Origin of the sequence: Erythrobacter donghaensis, from assembly GCF_001557325.1 — a bacterium.
Taxonomy (GTDB): Bacteria; Pseudomonadota; Alphaproteobacteria; order Sphingomonadales; family Sphingomonadaceae; genus Erythrobacter; species Erythrobacter donghaensis_B.
Map to the genome: position 1 here is coordinate 1 of NZ_LSJS01000151.1, position 23,280 is coordinate 23,280.

28 protein-coding genes are annotated in these 23,280 nt (G+C 68.3%); 11 read left to right on the plus strand and 17 right to left on the minus strand.

All coding sequences use genetic code 11. The annotated features are described in order from the left end of the window. Nucleotides 1-183: 183 nt before the first annotated feature. Nucleotides 184-711 (plus strand): hypothetical protein, encoded by a 528-nt coding sequence (locus AX692_RS08160; protein ID WP_155644805.1) that lies wholly within the window; start codon nucleotides 184-186, stop codon nucleotides 709-711. On the opposite strand, the gene rsmD is transcribed toward AX692_RS08160, so the two are convergent. Genes rsmD through AX692_RS08175 form a run of 3 tightly spaced genes read right to left on the minus strand, consistent with a single transcriptional unit; the run spans nucleotide 708 to nucleotide 3,221 of the window. Then, nucleotides 708-1,295, minus strand: coding sequence for a 16S rRNA (guanine(966)-N(2))-methyltransferase RsmD (gene rsmD / locus AX692_RS08165; protein ID WP_073974333.1), 588 nt, complete (start codon nucleotides 1,293-1,295; stop codon nucleotides 708-710). The genes AX692_RS08160 and rsmD overlap by 4 nt on opposite strands. Beyond that, nucleotides 1,292-2,071 (minus strand): pseudouridine synthase, encoded by a 780-nt coding sequence (locus tag AX692_RS08170; protein WP_073974332.1) that lies wholly within the window; start codon nucleotides 2,069-2,071, stop codon nucleotides 1,292-1,294. The genes rsmD and AX692_RS08170 overlap by 4 nt, the downstream gene beginning before the upstream one ends. A 19-nt stretch (nucleotides 2,072-2,090) precedes the next feature. Beyond that, entirely contained in the window at nucleotides 2,091-3,221 is a 1,131-nt protein-coding gene (locus AX692_RS08175; RefSeq protein ID WP_230959596.1) for an aromatic ring-hydroxylating oxygenase subunit alpha, read from the minus strand. Nucleotides 3,222-3,348: 127 nt separating this feature from the next. Between AX692_RS08175 and AX692_RS08180 the strand changes: the two genes are divergently transcribed. Then, the gene (locus tag AX692_RS08180; protein ID WP_073977633.1) at nucleotides 3,349-5,061 is read left to right on the plus strand and encodes an AmpG family muropeptide MFS transporter; all 1,713 of its coding nucleotides are present in this window, start codon (nucleotides 3,349-3,351) and stop codon (nucleotides 5,059-5,061) included. On the opposite strand, the gene AX692_RS08185 is transcribed toward AX692_RS08180, so the two are convergent. From AX692_RS08185 to AX692_RS08205, 6 genes are all read right to left on the minus strand, one after another. Further along, entirely contained in the window at nucleotides 5,058-6,428 is a 1,371-nt protein-coding gene (locus AX692_RS08185) for a bifunctional folylpolyglutamate synthase/dihydrofolate synthase (protein WP_073975690.1), read from the minus strand. The genes AX692_RS08180 and AX692_RS08185 overlap by 4 nt on opposite strands. A gap of 148 nt (nucleotides 6,429-6,576) precedes the next feature. Continuing rightward, a complete protein-coding gene (gene accD / locus AX692_RS08190) occupies nucleotides 6,577-7,428 on the minus strand; it encodes an acetyl-CoA carboxylase, carboxyltransferase subunit beta (RefSeq protein WP_073975689.1) in 852 nt (283 codons plus the stop codon). After that, complete coding sequence (trpA, locus tag AX692_RS08195; RefSeq protein WP_073975688.1) at nucleotides 7,425-8,222, minus strand: tryptophan synthase subunit alpha; 798 nt, start codon at nucleotides 8,220-8,222, stop codon at nucleotides 7,425-7,427. The genes accD and trpA overlap by 4 nt, the downstream gene beginning before the upstream one ends. After that, on the minus strand, nucleotides 8,215-8,427 hold the full coding sequence (locus AX692_RS19595; protein ID WP_155644806.1) for a hypothetical protein: 213 nt from the start codon (nucleotides 8,425-8,427) through the stop codon (nucleotides 8,215-8,217). The genes trpA and AX692_RS19595 overlap by 8 nt, the downstream gene beginning before the upstream one ends. Before the next feature lie 29 nt (nucleotides 8,428-8,456). Then, nucleotides 8,457-9,671, minus strand: a complete 1,215-nt coding sequence (gene trpB, locus AX692_RS08200) for a tryptophan synthase subunit beta (protein ID WP_073975687.1) — start codon at nucleotides 9,669-9,671, stop codon at nucleotides 8,457-8,459. Further along, nucleotides 9,668-10,306 carry a phosphoribosylanthranilate isomerase gene (locus tag AX692_RS08205; protein ID WP_073977402.1) on the minus strand — a complete coding sequence of 213 codons (639 nt, stop codon included), beginning with the start codon at nucleotides 10,304-10,306 and terminating at the stop codon, nucleotides 9,668-9,670. Before AX692_RS08205 ends, trpB begins: the two co-directional genes overlap by 4 nt. A 104-nt stretch (nucleotides 10,307-10,410) precedes the next feature. On the opposite strand from AX692_RS08205, the gene AX692_RS08210 reads away from it, so the two are divergent. Next, on the plus strand, nucleotides 10,411-10,872 hold the full coding sequence (locus AX692_RS08210; protein ID WP_073974248.1) for a hypothetical protein: 462 nt from the start codon (nucleotides 10,411-10,413) through the stop codon (nucleotides 10,870-10,872). Here AX692_RS08210 and AX692_RS08215 read toward each other — a convergent pair. The 8 genes from AX692_RS08215 to radC all read right to left on the minus strand — a co-directional run bounded on the left by AX692_RS08215 (nucleotide 10,869) and on the right by radC (nucleotide 16,562). After that, on the minus strand, nucleotides 10,869-11,393 hold the full coding sequence (locus AX692_RS08215; protein ID WP_073974247.1) for a GNAT family N-acetyltransferase: 525 nt from the start codon (nucleotides 11,391-11,393) through the stop codon (nucleotides 10,869-10,871). The genes AX692_RS08210 and AX692_RS08215 overlap by 4 nt on opposite strands. A gap of 5 nt (nucleotides 11,394-11,398) precedes the next feature. Continuing rightward, nucleotides 11,399-11,761 carry a bleomycin resistance protein gene (locus AX692_RS08220; RefSeq protein ID WP_073974246.1) on the minus strand — a complete coding sequence of 121 codons (363 nt, stop codon included), beginning with the start codon at nucleotides 11,759-11,761 and terminating at the stop codon, nucleotides 11,399-11,401. Beyond that, nucleotides 11,758-12,489: a DUF7003 family protein gene (locus AX692_RS08225; RefSeq protein ID WP_073974245.1), complete on the minus strand. Its 732-nt coding sequence runs from the start codon at nucleotides 12,487-12,489 to the stop codon at nucleotides 11,758-11,760. Before AX692_RS08225 ends, AX692_RS08220 begins: the two co-directional genes overlap by 4 nt. Nucleotides 12,490-12,494: 5 nt before the next feature. Beyond that, entirely contained in the window at nucleotides 12,495-13,169 is a 675-nt protein-coding gene (gene pyrF / locus AX692_RS08230; RefSeq protein WP_073974244.1) for an orotidine-5'-phosphate decarboxylase, read from the minus strand. Continuing rightward, a complete protein-coding gene (locus AX692_RS08235; RefSeq protein ID WP_073974243.1) occupies nucleotides 13,166-13,582 on the minus strand; it encodes a hypothetical protein in 417 nt (138 codons plus the stop codon). The genes pyrF and AX692_RS08235 overlap by 4 nt, the downstream gene beginning before the upstream one ends. A 76-nt stretch (nucleotides 13,583-13,658) precedes the next feature. Continuing rightward, nucleotides 13,659-14,969 (minus strand): adenylosuccinate lyase, encoded by a 1,311-nt coding sequence (gene purB, locus AX692_RS08240; protein WP_073974242.1) that lies wholly within the window; start codon nucleotides 14,967-14,969, stop codon nucleotides 13,659-13,661. A gap of 69 nt (nucleotides 14,970-15,038) precedes the next feature. Then, nucleotides 15,039-15,716, minus strand: a complete 678-nt coding sequence (locus AX692_RS08245; RefSeq protein ID WP_073977403.1) for an aquaporin — start codon at nucleotides 15,714-15,716, stop codon at nucleotides 15,039-15,041. Nucleotides 15,717-15,827: 111 nt separating this feature from the next. Further along, nucleotides 15,828-16,562, minus strand: a complete 735-nt coding sequence (radC, locus tag AX692_RS08250; RefSeq protein ID WP_073975273.1) for a RadC family protein — start codon at nucleotides 16,560-16,562, stop codon at nucleotides 15,828-15,830. A gap of 76 nt (nucleotides 16,563-16,638) precedes the next feature. Here radC and AX692_RS08255 point away from each other — a divergent pair, with 76 nt between their 5' ends. The 8 genes from AX692_RS08255 (at nucleotide 16,639) to AX692_RS08285 (ending at nucleotide 23,280) form a co-directional block, all read left to right on the plus strand. Then, entirely contained in the window at nucleotides 16,639-19,857 is a 3,219-nt protein-coding gene (locus AX692_RS08255) for an intermembrane phospholipid transport protein YdbH family protein (protein ID WP_073975272.1), read from the plus strand. Between the two features lie 83 nt (nucleotides 19,858-19,940). After that, nucleotides 19,941-20,132, plus strand: coding sequence for a YnbE family lipoprotein (locus AX692_RS18990; RefSeq protein ID WP_230959595.1), 192 nt, complete (start codon nucleotides 19,941-19,943; stop codon nucleotides 20,130-20,132). A 28-nt stretch (nucleotides 20,133-20,160) separates the two neighbouring features. Continuing rightward, the gene (locus AX692_RS08260) at nucleotides 20,161-20,541 is read left to right on the plus strand and encodes a YdbL family protein (protein ID WP_073975271.1); all 381 of its coding nucleotides are present in this window, start codon (nucleotides 20,161-20,163) and stop codon (nucleotides 20,539-20,541) included. Nucleotides 20,542-20,669: 128 nt separating this feature from the next. Further along, nucleotides 20,670-21,008 carry an AtpZ/AtpI family protein gene (locus AX692_RS08265; RefSeq protein WP_073975270.1) on the plus strand — a complete coding sequence of 113 codons (339 nt, stop codon included), beginning with the start codon at nucleotides 20,670-20,672 and terminating at the stop codon, nucleotides 21,006-21,008. A gap of 110 nt (nucleotides 21,009-21,118) precedes the next feature. After that, on the plus strand, nucleotides 21,119-21,880 hold the full coding sequence (locus AX692_RS08270) for a F0F1 ATP synthase subunit A (RefSeq protein ID WP_073975277.1): 762 nt from the start codon (nucleotides 21,119-21,121) through the stop codon (nucleotides 21,878-21,880). A gap of 64 nt (nucleotides 21,881-21,944) precedes the next feature. Next, complete coding sequence (locus tag AX692_RS08275) at nucleotides 21,945-22,169, plus strand: F0F1 ATP synthase subunit C (protein ID WP_066530046.1); 225 nt, start codon at nucleotides 21,945-21,947, stop codon at nucleotides 22,167-22,169. 87 nt (nucleotides 22,170-22,256) lie between these two features. Then, a complete protein-coding gene (locus AX692_RS08280) occupies nucleotides 22,257-22,751 on the plus strand; it encodes an ATPase (protein WP_073975269.1) in 495 nt (164 codons plus the stop codon). Next, nucleotides 22,744-23,280: an ATP synthase subunit B gene (locus AX692_RS08285; RefSeq protein WP_073975268.1), complete on the plus strand. Its 537-nt coding sequence runs from the start codon at nucleotides 22,744-22,746 to the stop codon at nucleotides 23,278-23,280. Before AX692_RS08280 ends, AX692_RS08285 begins: the two co-directional genes overlap by 8 nt.

The following is a 23,280-nucleotide window of genomic DNA, read 5'->3' on the forward strand; positions in this document are numbered from 1 at the left end:
GGGCTGCCGTCTTTCAGCCACATTTGCCGCCCGGGCGGGGCGAGGGCGGGACGCCCGGGCAGCGGCGTGATTGCCCCGGACCGGACGAGGCCCATATTCGAATTGTCCGGTTCGTGAGGGGTCATGCGGCCGGGACAGCAGCCGCGTTCGTCGTGCTTGGGTCAATCAATGATGGAGTTACCCATGCACAAGTCTTTCAAAACCCTCGCTCTGGCCGGTTCAGCCATGACGCTTGCCATGACCGGCACCTTTGCCGTTGCGCAGGAACAGACGCCGGATGCGGCCCCGGGCCAGACTCCCGGCACGACGATGCCGGGACAGACGACCGACACCATGCCTACCGACGGCATGCCGGAAACCACGCCGCCCTCGATGCCGGACACCGCGCCGTCGACCGAGCAGGAGTGGGACACGGACACCACGACCACCACCACCGGCACGCCTGACGCCCCTGCCACCACCACCACCACCCCGCCGCCTGCGGCCGATCAGGACGCGATGATGCAGTCCTGGCCCGCCGACCGTCAGGCCGGGTTCAAGGCCTGGCCGGCCGACACCCAGACCTATTTCTGGTCATTGAACCCGCAGCGTCAGGAAATCTTCTGGGCGCTGTCGGACAGCGACAAGGTCACGCTCAGCCAGATGCCCGAGGCGCAGCGCGAGGCGACCTGGGCGCAGATCGAAACCCGCCTGACGCCGCCGCGCGGCTAAACCAACGGATCGGGACCTGCCTCCGGGCCAGCATCGGGGGAAGCATCCAGCCGCAAGAGGTGGAGCTTCCCCTTGCCGACCCGGCGTTCGGTCTCGGCCACCAGCCCCTTGATCGCGATGTCCTCGTTGAACGCGGTCTCGAGCGCGATCCACGTCTCCGGGCCGATCCAGCCGAGGCGCAGCAGGCGGTCGAGGGCCACCTCGCCGGCGCCCGAGCGGTAGGGCGGATCGGCGAGGATCAGGTCGAGCGGCTTCGCAGCTGCGCGCAGCGCCATCACCGAGCCCGCCTCGACCCGCGCCCGCGTTCCTGCGCCGAGCGTGGCGATATTGGCGCGGATCACCTCGACCGCCGCGCGGTCCTGCTCGACGAACAGGCAGCTTTCCGCCCCGCGCGAGAGGGCCTCGAGCCCCAGCGCGCCCGAGCCTGCGAAGAGGTCGGCGACCTGCAATCCCTCGAAATCGCCCAGCCGGCTGGTGAGCATCGCGAACAGCGTTTCACGGGCACGGTCCGCGGTCGGGCGCGTGCCGTCGCCCTTGGGCGCGGCGAGCTTGCGCCCGCGCCACTCCCCGGCGATGATCCTCACTTGAGCGGGCCTTTCGCCAGCTCCGCCAGAAACCGGTCGACCGGCTTGCCCTTGAGCTCCACCGCCTGCCCCCTCGGCAGATCGCCGAGGTTGAACGGGCCGTAGCCGACGCGGATCAGGCGGTTGACCTGCAATCCCAGATGTTCGAGCACGCGCCGAACCTCGCGGTTCTTGCCCTCGGTGATGGTCATCTCGATCCACAGGTTGCGGCCCGAAGAGCGTTCGAGGTTGGCGTTGATCGAACCATAGCGCATGCCGTCGATGGTGACGCCCTCGATCAGGTCCTCGAGCTGCGCTTGCGAGACCTCGCCGAAGGCGCGCGCGCGGTAGGTGCGCGGCACGCGGCTGGCGGGCAGTTCGAGCGTCCGCTTCACCGCGCCGTCATTGGTGAGCAGCAGCAGCCCCTCGGTATTGAGGTCGAGCCGCCCGACCGGCATCACCCGCCCGGCATTCTTGGGCAGGGCGTTCCTGAGCGCAGTGTAGATCGTCGGGCGCCCGGCCGGGTCGCGCTCGGCGGTGATGAGGCCGGTGGGCTTGTGGAAGGCGAACAGCCGGGTCGCCTCGGCGGCAGAGACGGGCTTGCCGTCGACCGTCACGCCCCTGAGGCTCGCGAGGATCGTCGCAGGCGTCTCCAGCACCTTGCCGTCGAGCGCGACGCGCCCCTCGGCGATCATCCGCTCTACCTCGCGGCGGCTGGCGATCCCGGCGCGGGCGAGCAGCTTGGCGATACGGTCGCCTTCGGGGCGATTTTCGGAGCGGGGAGGCTGGGTGGGCATGGGGGCCGCGCCTAGGCCGTCACGGGGCCGCCCGCAAGGCTTCGCTCACGATCTGGTCGAAGCGCGCGATCCCGCCTTCGAGCGTACCGAGGGTGAGGTGATCGACCGCCCCCGACGCCAGCCCTTGCTGGCCGAGCTCCGCCGCCCGGAAATCCTCCGACGCGAATACGCCCCCGTCGAGCAGGTTCCAGCTCTTCTCCCAATGCGCCAGCGCCTTCTCGGTCGCGGGTGCCTCGGGGATGAGCATGAAGTCCTCGACCAGCGTCAGGTCATGGGCCTGCGGCATCAGCACCATCACGTTGACGTAGTCGGGGCTGGGCACGATCACCGTCGCGGGGAGCAGCTGGTAGGCGAAGGTCACCACCCGGCGCAGAGCGGCCATGTCGGTGAGGTCGACGCCCTCCATCTCCTGGAGCCGCCCGACGGCGCTGCGCTGGTGCGGGCCGATCGTGTCCCCGGCGGTGATCCCGTCCTTGAAGAAGGGGCCGATCGTCGCTGCGTGGAGCCGGGTGACATGGTAGCTTTCGAGGAAGGCATCCATGATCAGCTTCCAGTTGCCCTTCACGCTGTGGAGCTTACGCCGGAACAGGTGCGCAGCCCTGAGGCCGAAGGCATCGAAGTCGCTCCCCAGTTCCTGTGCAGCGCTGAAATCGGCGCTTTGGTCCGGCGCGAACCAGATCAGGCCGCCTGCCTCCACGCTCGGCAGTTCCACCAGCCCGAAGTCGCCCTTGTCGAGCCCCGGAAAGGTCTCCGGCCGGGGGAGGGCAAGGAGGCCCCCGTCGAGCCGGTAGGTCCAGGCGTGATAGGGGCACACCAGCCGCTTGGCGCATTGCACTTCATTCCCCTCCACCAGCCGCGTGCCCCTGTGGCGGCAGACGTTGAGGAAGACGTGGGCCTTGCCGTCATTGTCGCGGGTGATCAGCAGCGGTCGGCCGGTGGCGTCGTGCGGCACGGCCATGCCGGGTTCGGGCAGCAGAGCGCTCGGGGCGATGACCTGCGGCAGGCGATCGAACAACGCCGCCTTCTCGCGCGCGAAGTGATCGGGGCAGGTGTAGTTGCTCGCTGGCACCCGCTGGATCCCGCCCGCAACCTTGGCGCGCCCTTCGCGGATGGCCTCGGCAAGGGCGAGCTGGCCCGGGGTGGGCGACAAACCCGAATCTTCTCTACGCAAATCTGTTGTGGCAGCGTTCATCGCTCTTTTCTCATCCTCTCGTCCCGGCCTAGTGTGACACGAAACCGGGCCGGAGCAAATCCGCCCCGACAGCATGGGATCGTCAATGGCCACAGCCGCACCCCAAACTGCTACGCGCCTGTCGCGCTGGATCGCGCTGATGGCGGCGCTGCGGCATCCCAAGACCGCCTATGTCCTGCTGTTCGGCTTTGCCAGCGGGCTACCCTATGCGCTGCTGCTCGGAACGCTCTACGCCTGGCTGACCGACGCCAAGGTCGATGTCGAGACGATGGGCGTGTTCTCGCTGGTGGGGCTTGCCTATGCGTTCAAGTTCCTGTGGTCGCCCGCCTTGGACCGGGTCGATCTGCCGGGGCTGAGGAAGCTCGGCAAGCGCAAGCAGTGGATCGTGACGGCGCAGTTATTGCTGGGGGCGATCCTGGTGATCCTCTCGCTGCTCGATCCGCTGTCCTCGCTGGGAGTCTTCTCGCTGCTGGCCGGGATCGGCGCCTTTGCCAGCGCCACGCAGGACGTGGTGATCGACGCGTGGCGGGTGGATGTCGCGGACGAGGTGGCGACCATCGACATCCTCTCGACCGTGTTCCAGATGGGCTACCGCGTCGCGGCGCTGGTGGGCGGGGCGCTGGCGCTGTTCATGGCCGAGCGGCTGGGCTGGCCGACGGTCTTCGCGAGCATGGGCGGCATCCTCCTCATCGTGGGCTTCCTGGGCCTGTTTGCCCCCGACGCCGAACGCAGCGCCGCCGCGCTGGAGAGCGAGCGCGCCAATCTCGGCACTCTGCGGCAGGCGGGGCAGATAGTGCCCCGCGTGCGCGCCTATGCGCTGGGCGCGGTCGCCGTGCTGTGGGGCTGGGCGCTGGTGACGGTGCTCGCTTTCATGGTGGATTCGCTCACCGCCACGCCCGAGACGCGGCCCGATTCCACCGCCTTCGTCAGCCAGATGGGCCCGCTGATCGTGATCGCGACCGTGGTGATCCCCGGCGCCATCGCAGGCTGGCTCGAGGCGATGCGCAAGTCCGGGCGCCACGTGCTCACCGCCGATGTGCCCGCAAGCAGCGCGCTCGATACCGCGCTCGATCACGGCTACCGCGCGCTGATCCTGCCGCTCGCGGAGATCATCGGACGCTTGAAATGGGCCGCGGTGCTGGTGATCGCGCTGGTGCTGTCCTACCGCATCACCGATGCGATCTGGGGGAGCTTTGCCTACCCCTTCTATCTGGGCGAGCTGCAATACACCAAGGACGAGGTGGCGATTGCCTCCAAGTTCTTCGGTGTCGGCGCGCTGATCTTGGGGCTGGCGCTGGGCGGCACGCTGCTGACTGTCATCGGCCGCATGACGACGCTGACGCTGGGCGCTGTCATCGCGGCGCTGACCAACCTGCTCTACGCCGACCTTGCCGTAGGCGGCGCGCGGATGCAGCTGGCGAGCGATCTGACCGGCTTCACCGCGCTGGCCGGTCTGTTCGGGGCGGATGACCGAATGGCGCGGCTGATGCTGACCATCGGGATGGAGAACATCGCCGTCGGCATCGCGGGGGCGGCCTTCGTCGCCTATCTCTCGAGTGTGGTCGCGAAGGGTTACAGCGCGGTGCAATATGCGCTCTTGTCCTCGCTGACGATGCTGGTGGGGACGCTGGGCCGCCCGGCGCTCGGCCAGATGATCGAGGAGCGCGGCTATTACGACGTGTTCCTGCTGACCACCGGGATCGGCGCCTTTGCCGTGGTGCTGTGTGTGATCGAGTGGGTGCGGCAGGCGCGCTCGGGGCGGGCAGAGAACGCGCCCCCGCCGGAGCCGGAGATCTAATCGGGCAGCTCGTCGTTCAGCCGCAGCACCTCGCCCGCGAGGTAGAGCGAGCCTGCGATGAGGATGGGCAGGCCGTCATCGGGGATCATTGCGAGGGCCGTCGGCACATCGAGCGCGGCGCGTGCCGAGGGGCCGAAGGCGCTTGCCGGGTGCCAGTCATGCCCCGGCACCGGTACAGCCGTGATGCTCTCCAGAAGCGAAGCGAGCGGGGCGGTCAGCGCGGCGGGATTCTTGCCCTCGATCATCCCGATGATGAGGTGGATTGGCCGCAATTCGCCTGTCGCGAGTATTCGATCAGCATAGATGTGCCTGTTCAGGAAGCTGAACAACCGCTGCGCCGCACTCGGGTTATGGCCGCCATCAAGCCATACTTCGCGGCGCCCGGTCAAAGGCCCAGGCGAAAGGCGCTGCAACCGGGCGGGCCACTGCGCCGATACAATCCCCTTGGCGATCGCTTCCATCGTAATCTTCACCTGCCGCTGGTGGCGCAGCATGGCTATGGCGAGCCCGGCATTCTCGATCTGATGATCGCCGGCAAGGTTGGGCCGAAGCAAAACAAACGACGTTTGCTTGCCGCTGCTTTCCTGCCAATCGGCGTAGCGGACTTTTTCTGGTGCTCGCCAATTCGCCTTGATGGCCCATGCGTCGGCGTGTCCACCGAAATAGGACGGAGCACCGACTTTTTCGGCGACCTCCTCGATAGCCCAATTCGCTTCGGGTTCGTTCGGCGTGCGCACTATCAGAGGCACTCCTTTTTTGGCGATGCCCGCCTTCTCGAACGCGATTCGCGCCATCGGCTCCGTCGGAACGCCCTCCTCGGGCGCGAGCAGGAAGCGTTCGTGATCGAGGCCCAGCGCCGCAATCCCGCAGGCCGCCAGCGCCTCGGGCTCCAGCACATTGGTCGCATCGAAGCGCCCGCCCATGCCGACCTCGACCACGCAGGCATCGGCAGGGGTGCGGCTGAAGGCGAGGAAGGCGGCGGCGATGGTGACTTCGAAGAAGCTCGGGCCGAGGTCCTCGCCTGCGTCCAGCACTTCTTCCAGTACATCGGCCAGCATGCCGTCAGAAATCAGTTCTCCCGCCAGCCGGATGCGCTCGTTGTAGCGCACCAGATGGGGGGAGGTGGTCACGTGGACCTTGTAGCCTTGCGCCTCCAGCATGGCGCGCAGGAAGGCGCAGGTCGATCCCTTGCCGTTGGTGCCCGCCACATGGAACACCGGCGGCAGCTGGCGATGCGGGTTGCCGAGGCGCTCCATCAGCGCACGGATCGTCTCCAGCCCAAGTCGCCCCTGCGGCAGGCTCAGCGCGGCGAGGCGGTCAAGCTGCGCCTGCACGCGCGGGTCGTCGGATGTGCCGAAATCGCGCATGCTCAAGCCCCCTCCTCTTGAGAGGAGGGGGTTGGGGGTGGTAGCGAGCGAAGCGAGCATGATCGCAGGCACCACCCCGCTGCGACTAGCTTCGCTGCGCTCAGCAAGTCTCGCGGCCCTCCTCTGAAGAGGAGGGCGGACTTCGGCTTCACGCCGCCTTCGCGGGAGCAAGGTAATCCAGCACCTGCGCCAGCGTCGCCCGCAACTCGCGACGCGGCACCACCATGTCGACCATGCCGTGCTTGTGGAGATACTCGGCGCGCTGGAAGCCTTCGGGCAGCTGTTCGCGGATCGTGTCCTGGATCACCCGCTGGCCGGCAAAGCCGATCAGCGCGCCCGGCTCGGCGATATGGATGTCGCCGAGCATGGCGTAGCTCGCGGTGACCCCGCCGGTGGTGGGGTCGGACAGCACCACGATGTAGGGCAGCCCGGCCTGCTTCAGCCGCCGGGTCATCACCGTCGCGCGGGGCATCTGCATGAGCGAGAGGATCCCCTCCTGCATCCGCGCGCCGCCCGCGGCGGTCACCACGACATAGGCGCAGCCGCGATCCAGCGCCTTCTGCGCGCCGTTGCAGAAGGCCTGCCCCACGGCCATCCCCATCGAGCCGCCCATGAAGCCGAAGTCCTGCACGCCGACCACCGCGGGCTGCGTGTCGATGAAGCCCGAGCCGACCACGAAGGCATCCTCATGCGGGTTCGCGGCGCGCGCGGCCTTGAGGCGGTCGGTGTATTTCTTGGTGTCCTTGAACTGCAGCGGGTCCTCGGTGACCTTGGGCAGCGGCAGGACCTCGAACCCCGGATCGAGCAGCAGCGCGAGCCGCGCGTCCGCCCCGATCCGGCCGTGATGCTCGCACTTGGGGCAGACCGAGAGGTTCGCCTCGTAATCGGCGGCGAACAGCAGCTCCTGGCACGAGGGGCACTTGATCCACAGGTCTTTCTCGGTGGTCTTCTTCTCCGAGGAGAAGCCGAGCGAATTGCGGACGCGGGTGAACCAGTTCATGCGGCGTGCTCCTGACGGGCGGAGTGGACGGCGGCGGCGAGCGCCGAGGTCAACTCCCTTAGCTTGGCCGGGGCCTCGGCGCCATATTGGCCGCAGATTTCCACCAGGGCCGAGCCGACCACCACGCCGTCCGCCACCCGGGCGATGGCCGAGGCCTGCTCGGGCGTGCGCACGCCGAAGCCGACCGCGACCGGAATGTCGGTCGATTGCTTGATGCGCGCCACATTCGCCTCGATGCTGGCGATCTGGGCCTGCTGCTTGCCGGTGATCCCGGCGACCGAGACGTAGTAGAGGAAGCCCTCCGACCCTTCGAGCACCTGTGGCAGGCGCGCGGCGTCGGTGGTGGGGGTGGCGAGGCGGATCGGCGCGATGCCCTTCGCGCGCAGCGCCGGGCCGAGCGCGTCGTCCTCCTCGGGCGGAATGTCGACGCAGATGACGCCGTCAACGCCAGCGGCGGCGGCGGCCTCGGCGAACCACTCCGGGCCGCGACGCACCATCGGGTTCGCATAGCCCATCAGCACCAGCGGCACATCGGGGTGCCGGGCGCGGAAGTCGGTGGCGTAGCGCAGCACGTCTGCCGTGGTCGTGCCCGCGCCGAGCGAGCGCAGATTGGCGCTCTGGATCGCGGGGCCATCGGCCATCGGATCGGTGAAGGGCATGCCCAGCTCGATCACATCCGCCCCGGCTTCCACCAGCGCATCGAGATTGGCCGCCGTGTCGCCATCGCCTGCGGTGATGAAGCAGACGAGCGCGGGGCGTGGGGCGGCGAAGGTGGCGGTGAGGCGACTAGTCATTATCATTTGATTTCTTGATCACCGAATGACGTTTAGGAAGCGTCATTAGGGCACCGAAGAGCCCTAAAAAGACCGAGCCAAATAATGCAGCTTCAAGGACTACTCGAAATGTTAGCGGAAGATGCTCTTGGCCTGCTCGGTAAGTGCCGCCCAGAAATAAGGCAATTGAACCAGCGACAAGCATGACGACAAAACCTGTCGCCATTCCGTAGCAGACATTTCCAAGAAACCGCTTCAAAGCTCCACCCCCAGCCTCTCAGCCACGGTAAAGATGTCCTTGTCCCCGCGCCCGCACAGGTTGGCGAGGATGATGCTGTCCTTCGGCATCGTCGGCGCGACCTTCTTCACCGCCGCGATGGCGTGCGAGGGTTCGAGCGCGGGGATGATCCCCTCGGTCGCGCAGAGCAGCTGGAAGGCGTCCAGCGCCTCCTCGTCGGTGACGGCGGTGTAATCGACGCGGCCGCTCTCCTTGAGCCACGCGTGCTCGGGGCCGATGCCGGGGTAGTCGAGCCCGGCACTGATCGAGTGGCCCTCGGTGATCTGGCCGTCGGCGTCCTGCAGCAGATAGGTGCGGTTGCCGTGGAGCACGCCGGGGGTGCCGCCGAGCAGGCTCGCAGCGTGTTCATTACCGTCCAACCCATGCCCCGCTGCTTCGACGCCGAGCATCTTCACGCTCGGATCATCGAGGAAGGGATGGAACAGCCCCAGCGCGTTCGATCCGCCGCCGATCGCGGCGACCAGCAGGTCGGGCAAGCGGCCCGTCCTCGCTAGCATCTGCGCGCGGGCCTCCTTGCCGATCACACTCTGGAAGTTGCGCACCATCTCGGGATAGGGGTGGGGGCCCGCCGCGGTGCCGATGATGTAGAAGGTGTCGTGGACATTGGCGACCCAGTCGCGCAGGCCCTCGTTCATCGCGTCCTTGAGCGTCGCCCCGCCGCTGGTGACGGGCACCACCTCGGCGCCCAGGAGCTTCATGCGGAACACGTTGGGCGACTGGCGCTTCACGTCCTCGGCGCCCATGTAGATGACGCAAGGCAGGCCGAAGCGCGCGCAGACCGTCGCGGTCGCCACGCCGTGCTGGCCCGCGCCGGTCTCGGCGATGATGCGCTTCTTGCCCATCCGGATCGCCAGCAGGATCTGGCCGATGCAGTTGTTGATCTTGTGCGCGCCGGTGTGGTTGAGCTCGTCGCGCTTGAACCACACCTGTGCGCCGCCCAGCGCCTCGGTCAGCCGGGGCGCGAAATAGAGCGGCGAGGGGCGGCCGACGTAATGCTCGAGCAGGTCGTCGAATTCCGCCTGGAACGCGGGGTCAGCCTGTGCCTTCCGGTATTCGCGCTCGAGATCGAGCACCAGCGGCATCAGCGTCTCGGCGACATAGCGCCCGCCGAACTGGCCGAAATGGCCGCGCTCGTCCGGCTGGTTGCGGAAGGAGTTGAGAGGTGTGTTCATAGCCGTGCGGCTTTGCAGAAGGCGGCGATCTTGTCCACGTCCTTGAGGCCGGGCGCGCTCTCGACCCCGCTCGAGGTGTCGACCAGCGCCGCGCCCGTCAGGCGGACCGCCTCGCCGACATTGGCGGGGGTGAGGCCGCCGGCGAGGCCCCAGGCGAGCGGGCCCTTGTAGGCGGCGAGCAGGGCCCAGTCGAAGGCGAGGCCCATGCCGCCGGGCAGCTGGCCCTTGGGGGTCTTGGCGTCGAACAGCAGGAAATCGGCGGCTCCGGCGTAGGCCGCGGCCTTGGCGACGTCATCCGCGCTGGCGACCGAGAGCACTTTCCAAACCGGCAGGCCGAAGCGCGCCTTGACCTGCGCGACGCGCTCGGGCGCCTCGTGGCCGTGGAGCTGGATCGCATCGAGCCTGCCCGCCGCCACCGCCTCGGCCAGCGCGGCGTCATCGGCATCGACGAACACCCCGGCCTTGCGGATCGCGTCACCCGCATGGCCTGCAAGCCGCGCGGCCACCGCACTCGTGACAAAGCGGGGGGAGGGCGCGAAGAAGTTCAGCCCCACCCACTCGGCCCGCCCCGCGATGCAGGCGGCGAGCGTTTCGGGGGTCGAAATTCCGCATATCTTGACGAGGGTGCCTGCCATACGCGGCGCTCTACGCCGCCGTAGCCGCCGCGTGAAGCGCGAAGTGCTTGATCGGGCGGGAAAGGCGCGGCAGTCTGGCGGGCGCAACAGGGAAGCAATCGTCCATGAAATTCCGCATCTTCCTCGCCACTGCCGGTGCCCTGGCGCTGACAGCATGCAATCCGGGCGCGCAGGTCGAGGGTGCGCGTGCGCAGATCGACAAATTCCACGCGCTTTACGATCAGGGCAACGCCAAGCGCTTCTACCAGGAGACCGGGGTCGAGTTCCGCAAGGTCGTGACCGAAGAACAGGTGCAGGGGCTGATGACGCTGTTCTCCAAGCGGCTCGGCAAGGTCGAGTCGAGCAAGCAGACCGGCTTCAACACCGGGTTCAACAACGGCACCACGACCACCACGATCGTGATGCAGACCCGCTTTGAACGCGGCGAGGCGACCGAGACCTACATATTCACCGGGTCGGGCAAGGACATGAAGCTGCTGAACTGGAACGTCACTTCGCCGCTGCTCGAACTGAGCCCCGAGGATATCAAGAAGCTGACCGAGGATGAGGGCAAAGCCGCCCGCTAGAGCGTCTTTTCCAGCACCACGAAGGTGATCTGCGGGCCGGTCTCGGCATCGGCGGGGCGCAGTTCGTGGAAAGGGCGGGTCTCGCCGGTCAGGGCATAGCCGCGCCGCACGTACCACGCGATCAGGCTTTCGCGGCTGTCGATCACGGTCATTTCCATGCGCGCGATGCCGATGGCGCGGCCGTGATCCTCCGCCGCATCGAGCAACCGCCGCCCGAGCCCGCCCGATTGCAGGGTGGGCAGCACGCAGAGCATCCCGAGATAGGCGAGGCTCTCGTTCTTGCGCGTCACCGCGACGCAGCCGACCAGATCGCCGCCATCCCGCGCGGTCAGGATCGTCACCGCCGGATCGGCGAGCAGCGCGTCGAGCTCGTCCCGCCCGATGCGTTCATCGTCGAGGATGTCGGCCTCGTGGTTCCACCCCTGCCGCGCCGAATCGCCGCGATAGGCGGCTTCGAGCAGTGCCTTCAGCACGGGCGCGTCGGCAGGGGCGGCGGCGGTGATTGCCAAGGTTTCGTGCATGGTCGTCAGTCGTTCTGGATCAGGCGCAGCAGCGTCCCGTCGGGGTCGATCAGATAGGCGATGGTGAGCCCGCTCTCCTCCAGCCGGGGCGGGTGATAGCGCGGCTGTCCGGTCCTCGCGTCGGGGATCCCGCTCGCCTCAATCTCGGCCATCATTGCATTGAGGTCGTCGAGCCTCAGGCAGCTGCCGAAAGACGAGCTGTAAGGATCGAAGTCGGGCCAGAGGAAGAACTCGAGCTTCAGTGCGCCGCGCGAGAGGATCATCCAGCCGTCCGAGCGGTAATCCTCCGCGAACCCGAGCCTGGCATAGAATGCGGCGGTCGCGGCGAAATCGCGGGAGGGCAGGTTGGGAGTGGCGTGGTCGGTCACAGCCGCCCGCCCTCGGGCCAGTTGGACCAATGCGTGTTCGCCCCCGCCGTGATTGCCTCGGGGTCGTGCGGATCGCCGGCGAGCAGGGCGGCCACGGCGCGAAAGCTGGCCGTCTCGCTCGGCCATTCCTCGCGGGCGAGATCGGGGTGACGCCAGTCATCGAACAGCCCGACCTGCACGATGCCGGGCGGAAGGTTCGCGGTTCGCTCGGCCGGCGTGGCGAGGACGAGTTCGCGGTGGTGATGGGCAAGATAGCGCGCCAGCTCGAAGACCAGCAGGCGATTGTCCTCCGGCTCGATCCCGGCTGCCCTGACGGCGTCGAGATCCGGGACGGGGATGACCTGATCGCGCAGCGCGAGGCGCTCGGCGTCCGCGGCGACATAGTCGGGGCAGTCCTCGTCGTAGAGGCTGTCCTGATCGATGACCTGGACGAAGCGTTGCTCCAGATGCGGGTTTTCGGCGAGGTAATCGGCGTGGGCCGCCGCGGTGATGAAGGCGCTCGGAGGTCGGCGATTGGCCGGGCGGCTCGCAAAGGTCGTGATCATGCAGTCAGGCTCGCCCGCGCGCGGCGAGTAGCCGAAGGTCTCCAGCACGATCGCCCAATCCTCAGGCGAGCGATAGAGCGACATGCGCGCGGCGGCCGGATAGACATAGCCGTTGTCGAGCATCGGGAAGGAGAAGTCCTGCGCCGCCCGGTCGAGAATGGCGAGGATGTCTTCGGCGCGCATGCAGATCAAAGCGTCGCCTCGATCGCCCGCGCGGCCGCGGCCGGATCTTCCGCGCGGCTGATCGGGCGGCCGATGACGAGCACGCTTGCGCCGTTGTCGCGCGCCGCGCGCGGCGTGACGACGCGCTTCTGGTCGCCGGTGCCGCCGCCCGTGGGACGCAGGCCGGGGACGACGAAGAAGCCGTCCCTCCACGCCTTCTTGACCATCCCGACCTCCTGGCCGGAGCACACGATCCCGTCGAGCCCGGCCGCATGGGCAAGCTCGGCAAGGCGCATCACCTGCGTCTCGGCGCTGCCATAGACGCCGGTCGCGGTGAGGTCGCTCGCATCGAGGCTGGTGAGCATGGTCACCGCGACCACCTTGGTCCCCGCGGCGGCGGCGGCCTTGGCATCCTCCATCATCGCCCGCCCGCCGCTGGCATGGACGGTGACGATCGCGGGTTCATAGACGTGGATCGCCTGCATCGCGGCAGCGACGGTGTTGGGGATGTCGTGGAACTTCAGGTCGAGGAAGATCGGCAACCCGCAATGGGCGATCTCGTGCACGCCGTGCGCGCCGTGGGCGCAGAAGAACTCGAGCCCGAGCTTGACCCCGCCGACATGCGCCTTGACCTTCTCGACCAGCGCGCGCGCGGGTTCGAGCTGGGGCACGTCCAGCGCCAGATAGACCGGATTGCTCATTCGCCTGCGCTCCCCCCGCCGTCACCCGGGCCGCTTGCCCCGTCGCCCGCATCGGAAATGTCGAAGGGCTCAGGCCCCTCTCCCCCGCTTTCGCGCAGGCTTTCCACAGGGTTGTCCGACGCATGCGAGGCGCTCGCCGCCGCCGTCATGTCGGCACGGTGCGCCATGGCATTGTTCTTGAGCGAATTCTCGAGCGTGCGCACCCGCCGCCCCATGCTCCACAGAACGCTGCGGTGCACCGCCCACATCGGCAGGAAGCCGGCGGTGAAGGCGAGCAGCGCCAGCACCGGCACCTTGGTCTCGAGCACGAGGTTCTGCCACAGCCGCAGTTCGACCGGCTGCCAGTTGTAGATGGCGAAGACCAGGAAGCCGAGCGCGGCCAGAACCCAGATGATGGTGCGAAGGACTTTCACGAAGGTGGTGTCTCCCGATGGCCCCTTGTGGCGGCGAACCTAAGCCATTCGCGTCCCTTGTCCAGCACCGGCGCCCTCATCCGAAGACGCGCGCGAAGATCGTGTCGACATGCTTGAAGTGGTAGCCGAGGTCGAACTTCTCCTCGAGCTGCTCGGGGCTGAGGGCGGCGGTGACCTCGGGATCGGCCTTGAGCAGATCGAGCAGCGACAGCGCGCCGTCCGATTCCCACACCTTCATCGCGTTGCGCTGGACAAGACGGTAGCTCTCGTCGCGGGTCAGGCCCGCCTGCGTCAGCGCCAGCAGCACGCGCTGCGAATGGATCAGCCCGCCCATGCGGTTCATGTTCTTCTCCATGCGCCCAGGATAGACCAGCAGCTTCTCGACCACCCCGGTCAGCCGCGCGAGCGCGAAGTCGAGCGTGATCGTCGCATCGGGGCCGATGTAGCGCTCCACCGAGGAGTGCGAGATATCGCGCTCGTGCCACAGAGCGACGTTCTCGAGCGCGGGGGTGACGGCGCTGCGCACCACCCGCGCCAAGCCGGTGAGGTTCTCGGTCAGCACCGGATTGCGCTTGTGCGGCATGGCGCTGGAGCCCTTCTGGCCGGGCGAGAAATACTCCTCGGCCTCGAGCACCTCGGTGCGCTGCAGGTGGCGGATCTCGGTGGCGAGGCGCTCGATCGAGCTGGCGATGACGCCGAGCGTGGCGAAGAACATCGCGTGGCGATCGCGGGGGATGACCTGCGTCGAGACCGGCTCGATGGCGAGGCCCAGCTTATCCGCGACATAGGCTTCGACCGCCGGATCGACATTGGCAAAGGTCCCGACCGCACCCGAGATCGCGCAGGTCGCGATCTCCGCGCGCGCCGCGACCAGCCGGGTGCGGCAGCGGCTGAATTCGGCATAGGCCTCGGCAAGCTTCAGGCCGAAGGTCACCGGCTCGGCATGGATGCCGTGGCTGCGGCCGATGGTGGGGGTGTACTTGTGCTCCTCGGCGCGGGTGCGGATCGCAGCGAGCAGCGCGTCGAGATCGGCGAGCAGGATGTCGCTCGCCCGCGCCAATTGCACCGAAAGCGTGGTGTCGAGCACGTCGGAGCTGGTCATGCCCTGGTGCATGAAGCGCGCTTCCTCGCCGACCTGCTGCGCCACCCAATCGAGGAAGGCGATCACGTCATGCTTGGTGACGGCCTCGATCGCGTCGATCGCGGCGACGTCGATCGCCGGGTTGGTCGCCCACCAGTCCCACAGCGCCTTGGCCGCCGATTGCGGCACGACGCCGAGATCGGCGAGCTTCTGGGTCGCGTGGGCCTCGATCTCGAACCAGATGCGATACTTCGCCTCCGGCTCCCACAGGGCGGTCATGGCGGGGCGGGCGTAGCGGGGGACCATCGGGCGGCTCCGGGTGAGGGGCGTGAACGTGGCCCAGCGGCTAGGCGGGCGCGGCCGCGAAGGCAAGCGTCAGGCCGTTTTGCCGCGCCAGTCGAAGGCCTTTTCGCCGACCAGCCAGGCGGCGATGCCGCCGCAGAACTGCGCGGCGATGAACAGGGCCGCGTCGCCCGGCGCGATCCCCGCGAAGGTGTCCGACAGGGTGCGGGCGAGGGTGACGGCAGGGTTGGCAAAGGCGGTCGAGGCGGTGAACCAGTATCCCGCCACGATCACCAGCGCGACCGCCGCCGGAACCGCTGCGGGCCTTGCCGCCAGGGTGCCGAGAATGGTCAGCACGAGGGCGAAGGTGGCGACCGCTTCGGACAGCCATTGCGACGCGCCGGTGCGCTGGTGCAGCGAGACCTGCATGATCGGCTGATCGAACATCGCGTGCGCCAGCAGCGTGCCTGCCACCCCGCCGGCGATCTGCACCACCGCAAACGCCGCCAACTGCCTCGCGTCCAGCTCGCCCCGCAGCGCGAAGACGCAGCTCACCACCGGATTGAAATGCGCGCCCGACACCGGACCCAGCATGGTGATCAGCACGAACAGCATCGCCCCGGTGGCGGCGGTGTTGGCGAGCAGGGCAAGGGCGATGTTCCCTGCGGCCAGCGTCTCGGCCATGATCCCCGGCCCGATCACCGTGGCGACGAGCAGGGCCGTGCCGAGGCCTTCTGCCGTCAGCCTCGCTGCGCTTGTCGCCTTGCTCATGTCGTGCTGTCTCCCCGTGTCGCCGACCATCCGGGTGCCATGCGCGGCGCCGCGCCGCTTTCGGCAGATCACCATTGCCGAGCATGATGGGCACGAGATGTCCGGATCGGGTCAGATCAGGCCCTTGGCGCGCAGGCTGGTGTGACCCTCGCGTCCGATGATCACGTGATCGTGGACGGTCACGCCCATGTGCCGCCCCGCCTCGGCAAGGCGCTGGGTGATCTGGATGTCGGCGCGGGAGGGCTCGGGGCTGCCCGAGGGGTGGTTGTGGACGAGGATCATCGCGGAGGCGCCCACGTCCATCGCCCGGCGGATCACCTCGCGCGGGTGGATCGCGGCTTCATCGATGCTGCCGTCACCCACGTGATGATCCTCGATCAGGCGGTTCTTGGTGTCGAGATACAGCACCCGCACCCGCTCGATGGTGAGGTGCGCCATGTCGGTGGTGAGGTAGTCGATCAGCGCCTGCCAGCTGGAGAGCACCGGCTTGCCCATGATCTCGCCGCGCGCCATGCGCCGCGCCGCCGTGGCAACCGCCTTCAAGGCGGCGGCCGAATTCTCGCCGATCCCCTTGACCCGCTGGAGCGCCTTGGGATCGGCATTGATCACCCCGCCAAGGCTCCCGAACTGGGCGAGCAGCGCCTTGGCGATCGGCTTGGTGTTGCCGCGCGGGATTGCGGCATAGAGCAGATATTCGAGCACCTCGTAATCGGCGAGCGCCTCGGCGCCTCCCGTCAGGAGGCGGTGCCTGAGGCGGGCGCGGTGCCCGTCGCCTGCGGCCTTGCCGGCGTCGAAATCGGGCACGGCACCGTCGAGAAAATCGAAACTGTCTTCAGCTTCCGGCAATGCGACCCTCCGGAAAAGCGTTGGCCCTGCGTGTCTCATTGCCTTTGGAAGGGGATACGCGCAAGAGTTGGAGACGATGCGGCAGGCGGATGCGGAGACGGCGGAGGGGCCGCAGGACGGCGGGAGCGGGCGCGGGCGCGCGCGGCGCTTCTGGCGCAGCCCGGTCATGCTGGGCGTCGCCGCCCTCGCGCTGGCGGGCGGCGGCACCGCCTGGCTCGCCCGCGAGCGAATCGCCCGCGACGTGATCGACGACTATCTCGGCCAGCGCGGCGTTCCGGCGAGCTACGACATCGTCAGCCTCGCGCCGAACCGGCAGGTGATCGCAAACCTCGTCATCGGCGATCCGGCGCGGCCCGATCTCACTGTCCGGCGCATGGTGATCGAGATGGGCGTCGGCTGGCAGGGGCCCGAGCTGCGGCGCGTGTCGGTCGAAGGCGCACGGATCTTCGCTTCCTTCAGGGGCGGCAGGCTCAGCCTCGGCAAGCTCGATCCGCTGGTCTTCACCGGCGGTGACGCACCGCCCGCGCTTCCCGCCATCGACGTGGTGCTGACCGATGCACGCGGGCTGCTGGAGAGCGATTACGGCCGCGCCGGGTTCAAGCTCGATGGCAAAGGCCGGCTCGACGACGGCTTTGCCGGGGTCCTCGCCGCGAGCGCGCCGGGGATCGGCACCGCCGATTGCCGGGCGGGCAAGGCGACGCTCTACGCCAGGCTGACGACGGCAAGCGGCGCGCCCACGCTCGATGGCCCGCTGCGCCTCGCCGATCTCTCCTGCGGCGGGGCGAGCCTCGAGCGGGCGGACATCGGCACAAGGGCGAGGCTTGCCCCCGATTTCGCCGCGGCCGAGGCGGACTTCAAGGTCGAGGGCGGCGGTGCGCGGTTGGCCGATCTCACTGCGGCAGGCCTCGGCGGGACGGCGGAACTCGGCTGGTCCGGGGGGCGCCTCGCGATCGGGCACGATCTGGCGCTGACCGGGCTTGCCGCGCCGCAGGGCCGCCTTGCGCGGCTCGCGGCGACAGGCGACTGGCGCGGCGCGGCGGACGGTTCGAGCGGGCAGTGGGAGGGCACCCTGCGCGGCGCGGGCCTCGCCCCCGCGAGCGACCTCACCGAGGGCCTTGCCGCAATCGAACGGGGCGCAGCGGGCACGCTGATCGCGCCGCTCGCCGCGCGCGCACGCACCGGACTCGGCGCAGCGCTGCAAGGGGCGACCTTCCGCGGCGATGCGATCATCCGCCACCGCGGCGGCGAGGCCTCGCTGGTGGTTCCGGAGGCGATCCTTGCCAGCGCGCGCGGGACGCGGGTGCTGGCGCTCTCGCGCGTCAATGCGAAGCTCGGCGCGCAGGGCGTGAGCGGGCTTGCGGGCAATCTGCTGGCGGGCGGCGAGGGGCTCCCTTCGATCAACGGCCGGATCGCGCAGGAGCGCGGCGGCGGGTGGAGCGCGCGGCTCGCCATGGCCGATTACGCCGCCGGGGCGAACCGCCTTGCGATCCCGCGCCTGACGTTGACGAGCCGCGCGGGCGGGGCGCTCGCCTTCGAGGGGCTGGTCAAGGCCAGCGGCGACCTGCCCGGGGGCGGGGTCAATGACCTGACCGTGCCGATCGAGGGCACGTGGTCGCAAGCCTCCGGCCTCGCGCTCGGCACGGCTTGCACGCCGCTGCGCTTCGCCAGGCTCGCGCTGTCGGGTCTGACGCTGGCGGGGCAGCAGGTGACCCTCTGCCCGGAGGGGCGCGCGCCGATCCTCGCCTATGGCAAAGGCTTGCGCCTCGCCGCGCGCACCGGGCCGCTGAAGCTCGCCGGCACGCTCGGCGAGAGCCCGGCGAACTTCGCCGCGGGGGGCGTAAGCCTGCGCTATCCGCAGCCTTTCGCGGTCGAGGGCCTTGCCGCCCGCATCGGCGAAGGGGACAGCGAGGTGCGCCTGTCGGCCGCCAGCCTCACCGGCAGCTTCGGCGAAGCCTTTGCGGGCGATTTTGCCGGGGGCACCGCAAGGCTCGCCGCCGTGCCCTTCGATCTCGACGCGATCGCGGGGGGCTGGTCCTTCGCCGATGGTGTCCTCAGCCTCACAGACGCCAGCTTCACCCTGACCGACCGCCCGAACGCGGATCACCCCGAGCCGCGTTTCACCCCGCTGGTTGCCAATGGCGCAGCGCTGCGGCTCGAGGACAACCGCATCACCGCCGATGCCCGGCTCGCCCACCGCGAATCGGGCCGCGCCGTGGGCGAGGTGGCCATCCTCCACGATCTCGACACCGCCGCTGGCAGCGCGCGCCTCGCGGTGCCCGCGCTGGTGTTCGACAAGGATTTCCAGCCCGAGAACCTCTCGCCCCTCGCCAAGGGCGTGATCGCGCTGGCCGATGGCGCGGTGACCGGCAGCGGGCGGATCGACTGGCAGGGCGAGACGCTCACCAGTTCGGGCACCTTCGGCACCAAGGGGCTCGATTTCGCCGCCGCCTTCGGTCCGGTGCGCGGGCTTGCGGGCGAGGTGGTGTTCACCGACCTCCTCAACCTCACCACCGCCCCCGACCAGCGCCTGACCATCGCCGCGATCAACCCCGGAATCGAGGTGCTCGCAGGCACGGTGCAGTTCGAGGTGAAGGACGGCACGCTCCTTTCGCTCGAGGACGCGCGCTTCCCCTTCATGGGCGGCACGCTGACGATGCGCCCGCTGGCGATGGACTTCAGCCAGCCCGAGGAACGCCGTTACGTCTTCGAGATCACCGGCCTCGATGCCGCCAAGTTCGTCGCGCAGATGGAGCTCACCAATCTCTCGGCCACCGGCATCTTCGACGGCACCGTGCCGATCGTGTTCGACAAGGAGGGCCATGGCCGGATCGACAGCGGCGTGCTGGTGGCGCGCGCGGGCGGGGGGAACGTCGCCTATATCGGCGACCTCACCTACGAAGACCTCGGGACGATGGGCAACTACGCCTTCTCCGCGCTGCGTTCGCTCGACTATCGCCAGATGCGCGTGGGGCTGGGCGGGCAGCTCGACGGCGAGATCGTCACCAGCTTCGAATTCGACGGGGTCCGCCAGGGCGCGGGAACCAGCCGCAATTTCGTGACGCGCCGCCTCGCGAGGCTGCCGATCCTGTTCAAGGTCAACGTGCGATCGGAGAACTTCCACCAGCTCGCGACGATGATCCGCTCGTTCTGGGATATCGACTACCTCGGCAGTCCGGTCGATCGCGGGCTGCTCAAGGCCGAAGATGGCCGCTTCGTGCCCGCCAATCCCGCACGCCCGACCTTGCCGCGCGCTAACGGGCCCGTTCAACCTGCCGAAAGCGAAAGCCAGCCATGATGCATCGTGAATTGACCGCTCCCGGCGGCGCTGCCACATCCTCCGGGACAGGCCCGGGAAGCGGGGCGCACAGGGGGCGGCAGATGACAGGACGACACCGGGCCATGATGGCGGGAGCGGCGATGCTTGCGGGGAGCCTTGGCGGATGCATCAACATCGCCGCGCCCGAGAAGCCGATCGTGATCGAGCTCAACATCAACATCCGGCAGGAAGTGATCTACCGGCTCGCGGAGGACGCGGCCAACACGATTGAAGAGAACCCGGACATCTTCTGAAGGTGGCCGGCGGTCTGGAGGAAAGCTGATGCTGAGTGCCAAATCCACACGTCTGGCCGCGCTGCTCGCGGTCGCGGCGCTTGCGGTGCCCGCCGCGGCGCAGCGCGATCCGGCTTTCGATGCCGCGCGCGCCTCGGGCAAGGTCGGCGAAAGGGTCGACGGCTATGTCGGCATCGTCGGGGCCGAGACGCCCGACCTGCGCCGGATCGTCGACGACATCAACATCAAGCGCAAGGCCGTCTATGCCGAACGCGCGCAGGCCAAGAACGCGACGATCGAGGAATATGCCCTGACGATCGGCTGCCAGCAGATCCTCAAGACCGCGCCGGGGGAAAAGTACCAGGCGCCCGACGGCTCCTGGCAGACCCGCACCGGCGCGCCCCCGCAGCGCCACCCCAAGTGCCCGTGAGCTTTGTGCAGCTGCACAAAACTCACGCCTGCCGATGTTGACACATATCTAGCCCCCTTCTAAGGGGGCGGCGCCCTCGGCGGGCACCTTGTTGCATGTGGCTTGGCCTTGCGTTTAGGGACAATGCCATGAGCGACGAGAAACCCGCCCGAGAACCCATTCACGAGGATGCGCGGATCGACGCGCTCGAAGCGCGGCTCAAGGCCGCACGCGAGCGCGAAGAGCAGCGCAACCGGCCGCAGGTGAAGGGTGTCGATGCGAATTACCGCAGCGGCAACCGCGCTCTGGCCAACCTTCTGGGCGGGGTCATCGGCGGCCTGGTGATCGGCTTTGCGATCGACGCATTGCTGGGCATCGCGCCCTGGGGTCTGTTAGGCGGGTTGTTCCTCGGAACGGCATCGGCTTTCAGAAGCATCATCCTGAGCGCGAATACGCGCCCCGAAGACGAGGCTGATGGCGGGGTTTAGGCGGGTATTGGCCCGGTACTACCCGCTTCAGGCCCGGCGAGGGGCGTGTTCCACGTGAAACATTTAGGGATCTTTCGATCGTGGCAGCCGAAGAAGGCAAGGTCGATCCGATGAAGCAGTTCACCATCGAACCCCTGCTGGGGTCCGATTGGCAACTGGCCGACGGGATCAACATCGCGTTCACCAATTCCGCGCTGTGGATGGCGATCACCGCCGTCCTCGTCTGGGTGTTCGTCGCGGGCGGCATGCGGCGCGAGCTGGTTCCGGGCCGCTGGCAGATGGCGGTCGAGACCATGACCGGCTTCATCGACGACCTGCTCGAAGCCAACGTGGGCAAGGCCGGGCGCAAATATGTGCCCTACATCTTCACGCTGTTCATGTTCATCCTGTTCGGCAATCTGCTCGGCCTCGTGCCGGTGGGGCTGATCCCGGGCATCCACGCCTTCACCTTCACCAGCCACTTCACCGCGACCGGCGTGCTCGCGATCATGAGCTTCTCGATCGTGCTGATCGTCGGCTTCTGGAAGCACGGCCTGCACTTCTTCTCGCTGTTCTGGCCCGCGAACACCCCCGTGTTTCTCGCTGCGCCGATCAGCCTGATCGAGCTCGTCAGCTTCATGGTCCGCCCCTTCAGCCTCGCGCTGCGACTGTTCGTGGCGATGATGGCCGGCCACGTCCTGCTCAAGGTGCTCGCGAGCTTCGTCATCGCCGGCGGCGGCGCGGGCCTCGGGCTTGGCGTGCTGGTCGGCGTGCCGAGCTTCGCGCTGATGGTCGCGATCAGCGCGCTCGAAATCCTCGTTGCGGGCATTCAGGCCTATGTCTTCGCGCTCCTGACCTCGCTCTACATCAACGACGCGGAAAACCTTCACTGAGGGCTTTACGAAGCGCTCTTCACTACCATCGCCAACAATCAGAATTTCAACGGAGTTTAATACCATGGACGCACAAGCTGCAGCTCTTCTCGGTGCCGGTCTCGCGGCGATCGGCGCGGGCCTTGCCGCGCTCGGCGTGGGCAACGTCTTCGCATCGTTCCTCGAAGGCGCGCTGCGCAATCCGGGTGCCGCCGACGGTCAGCAGGGCCGCCTGTTCATCGGCTTCGCGGCCGCCGAACTTCTCGGCCTGCTGGCCTTCGTGATCGCCGTCCTGCTGATCTTCAGCTAAGACGGAACGTGGCCTCACGCCGGGCCGGAGCCAAGCGCTCCGGCCCGGCGGGGCCGATCACGCGGCGCTCGCGACCAAGGGTTCAACATGCCTCAGATCGATCAACTCTCCGAAACCCTGACCAGCCAGGTCTTCTGGCTGCTGGTGTTCTTCGGCCTCACCTTCGTCCTTGTCGGACTGGGGATGGTGCCCAAGATCCTCGGCACGGTGGAGATGCGCGACAACCAGATAGCCGGCGATCTCGCCGCGGCTCAGGCTGCGCGCGATGCGGCGACAGCTGAGGAAGAGGCCTGGCGCACCCGCGAGAATGCCAACCGTGCCGCCGCGCAGGCGCTGATCGGCGAGGCCAAGGCCAAGGCGGCCGCCGCCACCGCCGCCAAGCTCGCCGCAGCGCAGGGCCGTCTCGACGCCCACCTCGCCGAGGCCGAGGCCGCGATCGAGGCCGCCCGCAGCAGCGCCATGGCCGAGATCGAGGGCGTTGCCGCCGACGCCGCGCGCGACATCGTCGCCCGCGTCGCCGGGGCCAATATCAAACCCGCAACCGCCAAGGCTGCGGTCAAGAAGGTGATGGCGCATGGCTGACATCCTGACCCTGCTCGCCGGCGGTGCTGAAGGCGCTCACCACGCCGAACCCAGCGTCTTCGGGATCGACACCTATCAGTGGGTCGCGCTGGCGATGGCCGTGCTGATCGGCGTGTTCATCTGGAAGAAGGTCCCCGGGATCATCACCGGCGGGCTCGATGCCAAGATCGCCGCGATCCGCGCCGCACTCGATGAAGCCAAGACCCTGCGCGCCGAGGCCGAAGCGCTGCGCGCCGAATATGCCGCCAAGATCGCGGGCGCCGAGAAGGACGCCGAGGCGATGCTGGCGGGTGCTCGTAAGGAAGCCGACGCGATCCTCGCCAGGGCAGAGGCCGATGGCGAAGTGATGGTCGCCCGCCGCCAGAAGATGGCCGAAGAGAAGATCGCCGCGGCCGAGCGCGCCGCAGTCGCCGAGGTCAAGGCCCGCGCGGTCACCGCCGCCGCTGCCGCTTCGAAGGCGCTGATCGCCAAGGCGCATGATGGCGAGGCCGACCGCAAGCTCGCCGACGAGGTCATCGCCTCGCTTTGA